Annotated in this window: 15 protein-coding genes and 5 tRNA genes; 6 read left to right on the top strand and 14 right to left on the bottom strand. The window is 29.3% G+C overall.

Going from position 1 to position 13741, the window contains the following annotated elements; all coding sequences use genetic code 11:
• Nucleotides 1-17 precede the first annotated feature (17 nt).
• Nucleotides 18-965, bottom strand: coding sequence for an MlaD family protein (locus tag HW119_RS09580; protein ID WP_177763834.1), 948 nt, complete (start codon nt 963-965; stop codon nt 18-20).
• 57 nt (nt 966-1022) lie between these two features.
• Nucleotides 1023-2240 carry an N-acetylmuramoyl-L-alanine amidase gene (locus HW119_RS09575; RefSeq protein WP_177763832.1) on the bottom strand — a complete coding sequence of 406 codons (1218 nt, stop codon included), beginning with the start codon at nt 2238-2240 and terminating at the stop codon, nt 1023-1025.
• Between the two features lie 111 nt (nt 2241-2351).
• Here HW119_RS09575 and HW119_RS09570 point away from each other — a divergent pair, with 111 nt between their 5' ends.
• The 3 genes from HW119_RS09570 to HW119_RS09560 all read left to right on the top strand — a co-directional run bounded on the left by HW119_RS09570 (nt 2352) and on the right by HW119_RS09560 (nt 6477).
• Complete coding sequence (locus HW119_RS09570) at nt 2352-5027, top strand: putative LPS assembly protein LptD (protein ID WP_177763830.1); 2676 nt, start codon at nt 2352-2354, stop codon at nt 5025-5027.
• A gap of 8 nt (nt 5028-5035) precedes the next feature.
• The gene (locus HW119_RS09565; RefSeq protein ID WP_177763828.1) at nt 5036-5416 is read left to right on the top strand and encodes a Rid family detoxifying hydrolase; all 381 of its coding nucleotides are present in this window, start codon (nt 5036-5038) and stop codon (nt 5414-5416) included.
• Nucleotides 5417-5592: 176 nt separating this feature from the next.
• Nucleotides 5593-6477, top strand: coding sequence for a hypothetical protein (locus tag HW119_RS09560; protein WP_177763826.1), 885 nt, complete (start codon nt 5593-5595; stop codon nt 6475-6477).
• Between the two features lie 22 nt (nt 6478-6499).
• Here HW119_RS09560 and HW119_RS09555 read toward each other — a convergent pair whose 3' ends face one another.
• Nucleotides 6500-7066, bottom strand: coding sequence for a Smr/MutS family protein (locus tag HW119_RS09555; protein WP_177763824.1), 567 nt, complete (start codon nt 7064-7066; stop codon nt 6500-6502).
• A complete protein-coding gene (locus HW119_RS09550) occupies nt 7044-7265 on the bottom strand; it encodes a hypothetical protein (RefSeq protein ID WP_177763822.1) in 222 nt (73 codons plus the stop codon). The genes HW119_RS09555 and HW119_RS09550 overlap by 23 nt, the downstream gene beginning before the upstream one ends.
• An 82-nt stretch (nt 7266-7347) precedes the next feature.
• On the opposite strand from HW119_RS09550, the gene HW119_RS09545 reads away from it, so the two are divergent.
• The gene (locus HW119_RS09545; RefSeq protein WP_177763820.1) at nt 7348-7635 is read left to right on the top strand and encodes a DUF2752 domain-containing protein; all 288 of its coding nucleotides are present in this window, start codon (nt 7348-7350) and stop codon (nt 7633-7635) included.
• Between the two features lie 2 nt (nt 7636-7637).
• Entirely contained in the window at nt 7638-8018 is a 381-nt protein-coding gene (locus HW119_RS09540; protein ID WP_177763818.1) for a CCC motif membrane protein, read from the top strand.
• A gap of 138 nt (nt 8019-8156) precedes the next feature.
• Here the strand turns inward: HW119_RS09540 and HW119_RS09535 are convergent.
• The 9 genes from HW119_RS09535 to idi form a co-directional block, all read right to left on the bottom strand.
• A tRNA-Thr gene (locus HW119_RS09535) sits at nt 8157-8230 on the bottom strand.
• A 17-nt stretch (nt 8231-8247) separates the two neighbouring features.
• Nucleotides 8248-8321 (bottom strand) — tRNA-Thr (locus HW119_RS09530).
• Between the two features lie 21 nt (nt 8322-8342).
• Nucleotides 8343-8416 (bottom strand) — tRNA-Thr (locus tag HW119_RS09525).
• A gap of 16 nt (nt 8417-8432) precedes the next feature.
• Nucleotides 8433-8506, bottom strand: a tRNA-Thr gene (locus tag HW119_RS09520).
• 31 nt (nt 8507-8537) lie between these two features.
• Nucleotides 8538-8614: transfer RNA gene (locus HW119_RS09515), tRNA-Thr, on the bottom strand.
• A gap of 80 nt (nt 8615-8694) precedes the next feature.
• A complete protein-coding gene (locus HW119_RS09510; protein WP_177763817.1) occupies nt 8695-8961 on the bottom strand; it encodes a hypothetical protein in 267 nt (88 codons plus the stop codon).
• 16 nt (nt 8962-8977) lie between these two features.
• A complete protein-coding gene (locus HW119_RS09505; RefSeq protein ID WP_255497852.1) occupies nt 8978-9985 on the bottom strand; it encodes a type I phosphomannose isomerase catalytic subunit in 1008 nt (335 codons plus the stop codon).
• Nucleotides 9986-10071: 86 nt separating this feature from the next.
• Entirely contained in the window at nt 10072-10482 is a 411-nt protein-coding gene (locus HW119_RS09500; RefSeq protein ID WP_177763814.1) for a 6-pyruvoyl trahydropterin synthase family protein, read from the bottom strand.
• A 3-nt stretch (nt 10483-10485) separates the two neighbouring features.
• A complete protein-coding gene (idi, locus tag HW119_RS09495; protein WP_177763812.1) occupies nt 10486-11013 on the bottom strand; it encodes an isopentenyl-diphosphate Delta-isomerase in 528 nt (175 codons plus the stop codon).
• A gap of 121 nt (nt 11014-11134) precedes the next feature.
• Here idi and HW119_RS09490 point away from each other — a divergent pair, with 121 nt between their 5' ends.
• Entirely contained in the window at nt 11135-12145 is a 1011-nt protein-coding gene (locus tag HW119_RS09490) for a hypothetical protein (protein ID WP_177763810.1), read from the top strand.
• 36 nt (nt 12146-12181) lie between these two features.
• On the opposite strand, the gene HW119_RS09485 is transcribed toward HW119_RS09490, so the two are convergent.
• Nucleotides 12182-13690 carry a T9SS type A sorting domain-containing protein gene (locus HW119_RS09485; protein WP_177763808.1) on the bottom strand — a complete coding sequence of 503 codons (1509 nt, stop codon included), beginning with the start codon at nt 13688-13690 and terminating at the stop codon, nt 12182-12184.
• Between the last annotated feature and the right edge of the window lie 51 nt (nt 13691-13741).

Here is a 13741-nt window from a genome sequence, read left to right as displayed (position 1 = left end):
TGTTGGTTTAATGTAGATTATTCTCCCGAAGAAGCTGGCTCTACATAAGGTGCCGTTTTTTTACCAAAAACAGATATATTAATGTATCTATTTGGATTTAATTTAACATCTTCTAATAAAAGATTTAATTCTTTTGATGCTTTATTTAAATTATTATACAAAGCTTCATCTTTCATTAATTTACCTACATTACCATTTCCAGCTTCGATATCAGCTAATAATTTATCTAGATTTTTAGCAGCATTATCAAATTTTTGAATAGTTGCTTTTAAATCTGCTTGAGCTAAATCGGTAGATAAAGTATTTAAATTTTTTGAGGTTGCATTGAAGTTAGTCATAATTCCGTCAATTTTACCTTGATTAGATGAAACGATATTATCAAATTTCTTAGTAATTCCGTTTGCATTTGCCATTGTTTGATTTAACTCACCAATAGCATCTTTAAGATTTTGTTGCGTTGCAGGGTCTAAAGTTGCGTTAAGTGAAACAACTAATTTATTTACATTATATAAAACAGAATCTAATTTATGCGTGATTGGCTCAACCTTTTCGCTTAAACTATCTAACATTCCGGCTTCGGTTCCGCCAACTAAAAAATCACCATCTTTAGCAATTTCTTTGTCAGTAAAATTTAAATCAATAGCAATTTGTTTCCCACCAATAAAACCAGGTGCATAAATAATGGCTTTACTATTTTTTGGAACTTCGATTGGGTTGTGCATTAAAATTTCTACAAGTAATTTTCCTGAATCACCAAAAGTGATTTTACTTACTTTTCCGACTACTAAACCGTTTACAGTTACCGCTGCTCCAGGACTTAACCCTTCGACATTGTCATAGTTAACATAGAATTTTGTTGTGCTTCCGAAAAGGTCTGAACCTTTTAAGAAATTATATCCCCAAAGCAATAAAGCAATCGATGACAATACTAAAATGGCTGTTTTTAATTCTCTAGATATTTTCAAAATATGTATTTTAATTTTTATGCAAAAATAAGGTTTTTATTTATTCTTTGAATATTTTTATCTCAAAGCATCTTTCAAAGATATTTTATTTCCGTTTTTAAAGGCTACAATATAAGCGGTTGAATATTTTGGTCTTATTTTATCTAAAGTAGTACGTGCAGCTTCATAATCTGAAGTTGAATTGTAATAATATTTATATAAATTATCCTCTTTGCTAACAGTTACACCTTCTAAACCATTGAAATTCGCAGGCGTTGTATCAATTTCTTTACTACTTGCTGCAATCTGAATCATAAAAATCACACCTGTATCTTTTACTTTTGAAGTTGATTCTTTTGTTACAGTTCGAGTGCCTTCTGTTGCATTTTCAGTTTTTGAAACTTCTTTTAATCTTTCAGCTTCTTTTTTAATTGCTTCGATTCGTTCGTTTTCTTTACGTTGAAGTTCTAATTTATTATCTTCTTGTTTTTGAATTTCTTCTTTAGTAGCAGTAACTTGTGTTGTTTTAGCACTTGAATGATATACGTTTTTATACTCAATAATTGCATTTGCAATAGAGCGCGCTATTTCATTTTTACCTGCTTCAGAGTTTAGGTATTCGCCTTCTTCAAGATTAGAAAGAAAACCTACTTCGACCAAAACACTTGGCATAAATGCTCCATGAAGAACCCAAAATGGACCTTGTTTCACACCTCTATTTTTACGATTGGCATCGATGTCAAATTTTGTCTGAATTTTATTTGCTAAATCTGCGCTTTGCAAAACATATTGTTCTTGAATCAAAGTTAAACCAATAATAGATTCAGGATTTGAAGGATCATAACCTGCATAAGTCGTTTTATAATCTTTTTCTAAAACGATGGCGTAGTTTTCGTTTTTTGCAACTTCTAGATTTGATTTATTCTTAGATATACCCATCAAAAAAGTTTCTGTTCCGTATGCATCCGGTGCATTCTTAACAGAGTTAGCGTGAATTGAAACAAAAATATCTCCTTTTGCTTTGTTAGCAATATTACTTCTTTCTTTTAATTCGATAAATTCATCGGTTTTACGCGTATAAACAACATCGATGTTTTTTGCATTTTCTAATATTTTCCCTACTTTCAATGTCACGTCTAGAACAATCTTTTTTTCTGTAAAATTATTCTTAACGGCACCAAAATCTCTTCCTCCATGACCAGCATCCAAAACTACTTTAAAGTTCTGCGCATTTGCTGTAGCTCCAACAAATATTACTAAGGCAGTTATTACTTTTCTAACTTTCTTTAAAAACATGTGTAAATTTTAAAATGTTTAAATTCCTTTAAAGGTTAAATTTAAAAAAATATATGTAAGTTTGAACTCTTAAATTAAATCTTACCGAATACAAAAATAGCATATAAAAAATTGCAAACAAAAGTAAACTATATCGTTTTTATTACAATAGTCTTTTCACTATTCACTTCGGATGCTTTTTGTCAAGAAATCCGAAATAAAAACATTTCAATACCTATTGAAATTCAGAAAGATACAACTAAAATAAAGAAAAACACACCCATTATAAACGACACTATTAAAAATGATTCTAAATCACAAAAAAAGAAACAAAAATTAGAAGGAATTGTTAGTCGAGGTGCTGTCGATTATGAAAAATTAGATCAAAAAAAGAAACTAATAACTTTATATAACAAAGCGTATTTTAAATATTTAGATTACGAATTAACAGCTGGTAAAATTGTATATGATTATGACAAAAAAGAATTATATGCCGGTCGTATAAAAGATAGTCTAGGAAATTATTCTCAACGACCTGTTTTTAAACAAGGTTCTCAAGTTATCGAACCAGATTCAATTCGTTTTAATACCGAAACAAAGAAAGCTATTGTTTGGAATACGCGTACCACTTATGACGAATTTAAAATAAAAGCAGCGAAAACAAAAAAAGAAAACGATTCTGTTTACTTTATGAAGGACATTATTTTCACTACTTCTGAAGATATTGACAATCCTGAATATTATTTTAAAACAAATAAAGGAAAATTTGTACCTGGTAAAAAAGTGGTTACTGGAGTTACAAACATGGTCATTCAAGATGTTCCTACTCCAATTGGTTTACCATTTGCATTTTTTCCAATGAGTGAAAAATCAATATCTGGTTTTATAATTCCATCATTTGGAGATACAAACCTAAGAGGTTATTATTTACAAAATGGTGGTTATTATTTTGCATTGAGTGACAATTATGATTTAACTATTTTAGGAGATTATTATACCAACGGAAGTTTTGCTTTAAGAGGAACTTCGAGTTACGCAAAGCGATATAAATATTCCGGAAATTTCAACATCAGCTATGATAATTTGATTGAAAGCGAACGTGGATTACCTGATTATTTAAATGCAAAATTATACAACATTCAATGGAGTCATTCTCAAGACGCAAAAGCAAATCCTAACTCGAGATTTTCTGCTTCTGTAAATATGGGAAGTAGTAACTATTTTAGGCAATCATTAAATACTCGAAATGTTGGTGCAAACCTCAACAATACCTTGTCATCATCTATTTCGTATTCAAAAAATTTCCAAACAGTTCCTCAAGTAAACTTAAGTTTAGCTGCTACACATTCACAAAATACAAATACACAATCAGTGAATATGTCGCTTCCGACTATGCAATTAAATGTTGACCGTATCTTCCCTTTTGCTCCAAAATCAGGAATAAAAAAAGGTTTTATTCATAATATCAACTTGCAATATTCATTAAGAGGTGAAAACCGAATCAATACAACTGATTCACTTTTCTTTAAAAGAGAAATGTTTAGTAATATGAATTCAGGAATGCAACATTCAATACCACTTTCAACGAATTTTAAGATTTTTAAATATTTTTCAGTTTCAACATCAGTAAACTATTCTGAAACTTGGGTGTTTAATACCATCAAAAAATATTACGATGAAAACACAGGTAAGGTTGAAGATAGAAGACAAAATGGTTTTGATGCATTTAGACAATACAACATGTCTGCAAATATTGGAACAACTCTTTATGGTACTTTTAATTTTTCTGAGAATTCGAGAATTCAAGCAATTCGTCACGTCATGAGACCATCGATTTCATACAGTTATACTCCAAGTTTTGAACAATATTACGACACTTATGCTATCGATGCTTTAGGTACTACAATAAATGAATATACACGTTTTGAACAAGGTCTTTTTGGAACACCTAACAAGCAAATGAGTAACATTGCCAATTTTTCGCTTGGAAATAATCTTGAAGCAAAAGTTAAAGACAAAGAAACAGATGAAGTAAAAAAAGTGATGTTACTTAACAATTTAAATTTAAGTACAAACTACAATTTCACCGCAGACTCGCTTAAGTTAGCTCCAGTACGTTTGAGTGCAGGAACACAACTTTTAAAAGATAAAATGCAAATTAACTTAGGAGCAACATTAGATCCATATGCTATAAATAATGCCGGTCAGAGAATCGATATGTGGAACATTGATAACGGAGGAAGTTTGTTTAGAATGACAAGTGCAAACGCAACCGTAAACTATTCTCTTTCTAGTACAGACGCCCTTTTTGGAGGTTCTGATTCTAAAAAAAACAACGAAAATCCAAATGTAATGAACGGTGGTCGTGCTGATGATTTATTTGGTCAAGCAACCGATTTAGCAGATAGACGAAAGAGTATGTTTGGCGAAAAAGATGAAGAAAAAAACACTTCAAAAGGTTTTTACAACAATAGTATTCCTTGGGATTTGACGTTAGCCTATTCTGTTACTTACACCAATAATAATAGAAATTCGCAAATATCAAATAATTCAGTCATGTTCTCTGGAAATTTAACACCATCTGAAGGTTGGAGGGTTGGATTTTCGAGTGGATACGATTTTAAAAACAGAGGTGTCACTTATACACAAATTCGATTTGAAAGAGATTTAAAATCTTGGAGATTTGATTTATCTTGGGTTCCAAATGGCTATTACAAACAATGGAATTTCTTTATTGGTATTAAATCGTCAATTTTACAAGATATCAAATACGAAAAACGAAACGCAGCAGATAGAATTTATAGATAGCATTATATATGAAAAAAATTATCAACTCAGCTAAAGCACCTGCTTCAATAGGACCATACAATCATTCAGTAGCCGTTGGAGATTTATTATTTGTTTCAGGTCAAATTCCATTCAATCAAGCAACAGAAACTTTGGTTACTTCAGGAATTCAAGATGAAACAAAACAAGTTATGGAAAACTTGAAATTTATTTTAACCGATGCAGGTTTCACTTTTGAACAAGTTGTTAAAGCAACCATTTTTATTCGTGACATGAACAACTTCGGTTTAATAAACGAAATTTACGGAAGCTACTTTAACATGGAAACTGCTCCTGCTAGAGAATGTGTTCAAGTTGAAAGATTACCAAGAGATGTGAATGTTGAAATTTCTGTAATTGCACATAAATAAAAAAAATCGGTTGAACCGATTTTTTTTGTACCACACAAAATGAATTGACAAAAAAAAACAAAAATTCTTATATATTTAAAAAAAATAATAGTAAAAATAAATTTTATTTACAAATTCATTATTAATAACAAAAAACATATCTTTGGATTATATTTTATAAAACCAACTTATTATTAATGAATACTATTAAAATCAAACTAGATCATTTTCTGCAAAATGCAGATTCATCAATTCAAGAACTTACGTTTATAACAGATTCTAAACACCCTGTATGGGACGATAATGCCCAGATAATTGAGCTTGCAAAAAAGCAAGTTTTAGAAGCAGTTGAAAAACTTCCGAATGAAGAAGTTTTAACTTATATAGGTGTACATGCCAAAAGTCGTTTTTCGAATAAACGAGACACGTTAGGATTTGTAATAACTAATTTTAGAATTTTAATCGAAACTGACATTAGTGTTTTATTTGAAAAAGAAAACGCAACAATTATTCTTTTTTCGATGAAAAGCAATTCAAAACAAATTGCAGATGAAGCATTGACAATTTTCAAAAAAAAGAGTACAATGAAAATTGACGAAACTTTTTTTAATGGATTTAAAAATGCGTTAGAAAATACTCTTGAAATCATTTTAACTGAACTGAAAAATGAAAATACACTTCCATTAGAAATAAAAAAAGCAAGTAATATTTCTGATAGAATAAAAGAATTAAACCTTCAGAATGATTTAAAAAGCTTAACAGAAAATGAAAAGTTAATTTTAAAATTTGCAGAAAAGTTTCAAATTTCGGATATAAAATACGCTATGATTGACAAGCCTTTTTTTGGAAGTTCATATGGACTTGTCATCACAAACAATGGCATTACGAGTAGAGATGTAATGGAAGATGCCATAAGCTGTACTTGGCAAGAAATAAAAACAAACCTTGCAATTGCAGGAGAGAAAGATGATATTTTTTACGCTGCTGCTAAAAAACATGTTATTCCCCAGCATAAATCGAATTCGTTGTCAAATCTAATCATCTTGATCAACGAAATAGCTTTAGGAGAAATTGATTTATAAGAAAATAAAAAAGCAAAGTTTTCTATAAAAGAGAACTTTGCTTTAAAAAAACTTCAGTAGCACCTAAACCATATTTTCTATAATTAGCATCTTGATATGAAATTTCTGAATATCTTCCGAAAAGAAAATCTAATTCTTCTTTCAAAACCCCCTCGCCCATTCCGTGAATAAAAACAATTCTAGGAATTCTATTTTTAATAGCAAATTCTAATTGCCCGCGCGCTGTATCAATTTGTAAATTTAAAATATCAAAATTGTTCATGTGCTTAAAACTCTTAACCAACTTTTCAATATGTAAATCAATTTCCAAAACAAAATCTTCTTTTTTAGATTTTTTTTCATTATTTACTTTATGATGATTTTTAGTTACTTTTTGAATTTTAGCTTTTTCAATATCTGAATATTTACTAGCTTGGGCAATTTCAGAAGTATCTCCAAGTTTGATTAATTCATTTGCCTTAAAAACCAATTCAAAACCATCAGTCGTTTCGATAGTAATTTCATCTTTTTTTACAGCTAAAATAACACCTTCCATCGCGTCATCTAAAACTGCCACTTTATCACCTTTATTCCATTCGTTCTTTATCATCTTCATCCTTTTCTTTAAAATTATCGTCTTCATTTGATTCTTCATTTTTGCTAGGCATTTTGTCCATCAAACGCATCATTACGAAGAAAAAAAGAGCAACCGCAACAACCTGAACATAAACTTTATACTCTTGATTTTCTTTATCTAATAAAGACCAAATCATCAAACATGTTGCTACAATTCCTAGTATATATTTCATAGTTTTTTTTAAATCTCAAATTTAAATTTAATTCTTTCAAAATCCATTATTTTTCGTAAAATTGTAAGAAAAAATTCTAGTTATGGAAGAATATATGTTGCCATGCGTTCATAAAAAAATATTCGGTATCGAATGTTTTGGATGTGGAACTCAACGTGCAATTATGCTTATCTTACAAGGTGATTTTGGTGCAGCTTTTAAAATGTATCCAGCAATTTACACAACCATTCTCTTTTTTATCATTGTTTTTTTACACTTCGTTGATAAGAAAAGAAATTATAATAAAATGTTAATTTTTTTAGCTATTTTTAATGCTACAATTATGATAATTTCATATTTTTACAAATATTCATTTTTACTAACAAACTAACTATGGAAAATCAGGAATTTAACCCTTATCAAAATCAACAAAACGACAATTTTGTTATTCAACAAAACTTACCAAACTCTACACCTGTATTAATTATGGGAATTTTATCCATCCTAGGATGTTGTTTCTACGGAGTTGGAGTAATTTTTGGAATTATTGGTATTGTCTTAACAAATAAGGACATGAAATTATATAATGCCAATCCTAGTCAATACAAAGGTCTTAGCACCTTAAATACAGGAAAAATATTATGTATTATTGGTCTTATTTTAAGTGCAATATCTTTGATTATTACAATTTATATTTTTGCGATTTATGGTTATGATAATTATCAAAATGATATGTTGGAATGGTCAATGAGAATGCAACAAGATTCAATGTAATAAAATTATTATCAATAAAAAATGAGTTCGAAAAATCGAGCTCATTTTTTTTAACTTATAATTCGAGATTAAACAAATACAATTTCAACTTGTAAAATGTAAACATAAAAAAAAGCTTCTGAAAAACAGAAGCTTTAGAGCCTATGGAGGGACTCGAACCCACGACCTGCTGATTACAAATCAGCTGCTCTAGCCAACTGAGCTACACAGGCAATTACTCTTAAAAAAGAGCCTCTAGAGGGACTCGAACCCACGACCTGCTGATTACAAATCAGCTGCTCTAGCCAACTGAGCTATAGAGGCAAAATAAACTTGAAAAAATTGAGCCTATGGAGGGACTCGAACCCACGACCTGCTGATTACAAATCAGCTGCTCTAGCCAACTGAGCTACACAGGCAATTACTCTTAAAAAGAGCCTCTAGAGGGACTCGAACCCACGACCTGCTGATTACAAATCAGCTGCTCTAGCCAACTGAGCTATAGAGGCAATTTAATTTTTTCAAGCAAGTTTAAGAACTTGGAGCCGATGGAGGGACTCGAACCCACGACCTGCTGATTACAAATCAGCTGCTCTAGCCAACTGAGCTACACCGGCGACTCATTTACGGTTGCAAATATAGGAAGGTTTTTCGATTCTACAAGCGCTAGCGTAAATTTTTTAGTCATTTTTTTTAACTACAATGCGTTGATTTTATCAACTAATTGATTAGCAGATTCTTCTAATTCTGAATAAATTTGTTTGAAATGTGCTTTTTTATTTTCAACATTTTTTTGATTGATTTTCACGATCAATCCGTCAAATTTTTCAATAGCCTCATCAATAATTGCAGAAGAAGCTTCTGTTGGTTTTCCTGTAGTAGACATTTCCCAGATGTAAACTGCTTCAATGATATCTCCTAAAACAAAGTTGATATCTTTTTTTAATGTTCTAACATTTGCCATGATATGGTAATTTAAATTATTTAATAAATATTTCTAATAATGTTGCTTCACCTTTTAAAGTATAATCTTTAAGTTCAGCTGGAATTAAAATAGTATCACCTTTTTTAAATTTTAAAGTTTTAGAATTGTACACTATTTCAAAATTTCCTTCGGTGCAAATGTACACATAAAATAATTCATTCGATTTATTTATGCCTAAAGCTCCGTTTAAAGGAATTAGATTTGTTGTGAAAAAATCACACGAAACCAATCTGTTTTCTTGATTTTCTGTTTTAGAATGAACTATTTCCGGATTTTGCTTTTGATAGTTAATCGCTTCTAAAGCCAAATCGACATGTAATTCGCGAGAATTTCCGTTTTCATCAACTCGATCCCAGTCATAAACACGATAAGTGATGTCAGAAGTTTGTTGAATTTCTGCAAGTAAAATTCCACCACCAATGGCATGTATTGTTCCGGTTTCTATAAAAAAGACATCGCCTTTTTTTACTTTGTATTCTTTTAGAATCGTTGGAAGTGATTTTTTTTCTAAATGTTCTAGATATTCTTCTGACGACGAATTTTCTTTAAAACCTAAAATAATTCTAGCATTTTCATCGGCTTGCATGATGTACCACATTTCGGTTTTCCCAAAACTATTATGTCTTTTTTTTGCAAGTTCATCATTCGGATGTAATTGAATAGAAAGGTCAGATTTGGCATCTAAAAATTTAAAAAGTAAAGGAAACTGTTTTCCAAATCTCTTTGTAATTGAATCACCTAAAATTTCTACTGAAAAATTATCAATTAACGTTTTTATGGTTTCATTCGTATATAAGCCATTTGCTACTACACTCAAATCATTTTCTACCATTGAAAGCTCCCAACTTTCTCCAGTCGTTTCTGATGTTAATTCTTTTCCTAAAGTAGCTAATTTATTTCCTCCCCAAATTCTATTTTTAAGAATGGGTTTAAATAATAAAGGATAAGCAATAAATACTTCTTTAGAATCTAATATATTTATATTGTTGCTATTTGAATTCAAATTAATAACTTCTAATTATTTTTTTTCGTTGCCGTTTAAACAAGAGTGCAAGTTACGAAAATCTTTCGTAAAGATTGTTAATTGTTTTACAAACCAGAATATGAAACAAAGTTTCTAGGAGTTTCATACAGAATTATATTTAATTCGTATTTTAATTCAATTCGTTTTCTAATTTTATTCCAAATAACATAAGCAATATGTTCGGCAGTCGGAATTAACTCTGTAAATTCTGGTACATCTAAATTCAAATTCTTGTGATCAAAAGCGACTTCAATCTCTTCATAAATAATATCGCTTAGAATTTTCATGTCAATTACATACCCCGTTTCTTTATTGACATTTCCAGTAACTTCAACAATTAATTCGTAGTTATGACCATGGAAATTTGGATTATTACATTTACCAAACACCATTTGATTTTTTTCATCAGACCAATCTTTTCGAAACAATCGATGCGCAGCATTAAAATGGGCTTTTCTGCTAACAGTAACTTTCATAATTTATCTTTTTTGAGCTTCGATATGATGATAAAATTTTTCAAAAATAATTTTAAACCATTCTGTATATATTGCTGGATTTATTTGCATATCAGATTTAACATTCTCAATTGACATCCATTTCCAGGATTCAACCTCTTCTCTATTAATCACAGGTTCGTCATTATAATAACCTATCATCACATGGTCAAATTCATGTTCTGTTAAACCATTATCAAAAGGCGCTTTGTAAATAAAAGAAAAAAGCTCTACCAGAGATGTTTCAAATCCCATTTCTTCTTTTAAACGTCTTCTACCTGCTTCTAAATTCGATTCGTTTTCTCTTTGATGACTGCAGCATGTATTTGTCCATAATAAAGGAGAATGATATTTATCCTTTGCACGTTGCTGCAACATAATTTCATTCTTTTCGTTTAATACAAATACAGAAAAAGCTCGATGAAGTAATGCTTTTTCATGTGCTTCTAGTTTTGCCATCAAACCAATTTGCTCGTCATTTTGGTTAACAAGAACCACAAATTCTTCTTCCATTTACATCAATTTTTTATGATATCAAAAATACAAAAAAACCTATCACTTAAATGTTTTAAAGTGTTTAAAAACGTAACATTTTTCTTTTATATTTGCCAACTAATTAACCGTAAATTAACTAATGAAAAAAATTACTTTATTATTCTTATTTTCTTTTTTAACACTTTCAAATTCTTTATCAACTTTTGCGCAAAGTAATTCAAGAACTAAAAAAATAGGAGTTGTTTATAAAAAAGATGGTTCAAAAATAACGGGGAACGTAAAAAATTTTTATACCGCACCGATATTTGATAGAGTTGATCCTTTAATTTATATCAAATCTCTTTTTAGTAATGATATCCCAAATTATTTTTGGAATGGAAGAGGCTCTGTGGATAATGTAAAAATCAAACCAAATGGAACTAAAAAATTTGAAAAAATTCTTTTTGAAGATATTGATAGAGTTTCCATATCTCAAACCACTAAAGATGGCGTAACAAAAACTACTGAATATGTTGCAATGTCTGGTGAGAATTTTTATGGTAAAAAAAGAAAAAAAGAAAACAAATCTCTTTTACCTTCACTTACTAAAGGAAAATCGATTAATACTTATGGTACTATTTATCCAATTAGAAAGTTATTTGCAATTTATCCGTTTTTATTTGAAATTGGAACTCCGGATGCTTATGGATCAATTTTGATAGAAAATAAAGATAAAAAATTAACTTTAAGTAAAACCTATATTGAAGAAGAGAAAACTTATTCAGCAAAAAAAGCAGAACGAAGATCTAAAAGAAAAAACAATAAAAACTACAATACGGTTTATGAATTATTTGGAGATTGTCCTGAAACAAAAGAATTAATTGACAAATTTTATATCAATAGAATTGAAGACAAGTCTGAACGTAAAAAAGCAGCTATAGATTACAATCAAAAGTTAGTCAAAAACGTAAAAAATTTCAAAAAAATTATTAGAAAAGATAGAAAGAAAGCTACTGCAGATTTATATTTAGAACTTTATGAATTCGATCTATTGGAAATTATCAGAACTTACGAAAAAAATTGTTTACCAATTGATGAATTCGACCCAAGACATGAAATGTACAAGAAAGAATTCGATATTTTAAATAGAGATAATAACGATACATTATAAAAAAGCGAGGTTTTCAAGAACCTCGCTTTTTTATGCTTACTTAACTATTATTTTATTGATATTTGCTTTTCTATCAACTTTTGAGATTAGAATATAAACTCCTGAAGAATCAAGCTTATAATTGAATTCGTTTTGATTAAAACGTCCTAATGTTCGTTGATCAACCAACTTACCATTCATTTGATAAACATATAATTCTACGTTAGATTCAGATGTCAAGTTATACGAAATTTTGAAATCTTGACCTGCAGTTACTGGATTAGGATAAACAGTGATTTCATTTGAAACTTTTCCATCGATTTTATTATAAACATTAGTTTCATAAGAATTTGTCACATTATTAGAAGTAACTCTCATTTCATAAACTCCTGTTTTATTTGTAACTAAATCTTTTTTGTTAGAAATTAGTTTATCATTAACATACCAAGCAACTGTGTAATCAGATTTTTTGTCTGCTTTTATTTCCGGTTTAATCGTGATTTCACCGCGATCATTCAAGAACCAAGCTTCTGCTAACTCAGCCTTAACTGAAGATAAGTCATAAGACAACGAAAGTAAATCTTTTCCAGAACCATTTGAATTTAAAATAACATCATTGAAAACAATTGCATTTTTATCAACATTTCCTTTGATTTTCACATCGTTATTAATTGTTAAATAAACCATCTTTGAAGTATCAAAATTTTCTAACAACGAATTATTAAACGTCAATGTAACATTTTCTTCGCTTTCTGAAGCAGTTTGAGCTAAATACGTTTTATCTAAAACCATTTCGCTTCCACTATTTTCGAAACGATTACTTTTTGCAGTATTTCCAATCAAAACATATTCTTCATTTCTCAAAGAATTAGAAGAAACAGTCAATAATTTATCTACAGAATTGATTGATGAATTTTGATTAAAATCATAAAAATTAGATTTACCTAAACCAATAATATTTTTATTAAATTCAGGTGCATAACTATTATCCCATAAAACCACATTTTCATTAGATAAATAGTTATTATTATCTATTAAAGAAATTCCATATTTCAAAGATAAATACGTTTGTAAATATTTATGATCTATATCTGTAAACTCTTTGTTCATATAAATGATTTCATAGATATAAGTTCTATCCTTATCATTGTTTACCAACATAAATTCATCTGTAACCTTATAATTACCTAAATTAAATCCATATTTTAATATTGCTCCTGTTTGAATTTTCTCTGACAACGGAACATCTAAACTTTGAGGATTTATATTTTGTGTTGTAATTTTTTGCTGGTAACATTTCATATTCATATCAGCCAAATCTACTGCATTCGCGTCGAATGATTGAAATACAATATAAAAATTTGAATGATTTTCTCCAAGTTGCGTCATAATTGCACCTTGATTATCTTCCGATAAAGGATAATTTCCGTTCAAGTTTACAGCAGATTTTGCATCTGAACCTTTTATCCAAAACTTAGCTTCAGATTTTAAATTCTGAGCATTTACTTGTGTTTGTAAAGTTAAAGCAAAACACAATGTAGCAATTGAAAGTACTTTTTTTATCATATCGTGAAATTTTTAATAAATATAACAAAATATTATAAAAATAAACAACAA

The organism is Flavobacterium sp. I3-2 (assembly GCF_013389595.1).
Lineage (GTDB): Bacteria > Bacteroidota > Bacteroidia > Flavobacteriales > Flavobacteriaceae > Flavobacterium.
Note: the sequence above shows the minus strand (reverse complement) of the source record. Positions and strands in the feature narration are given on the sequence as shown.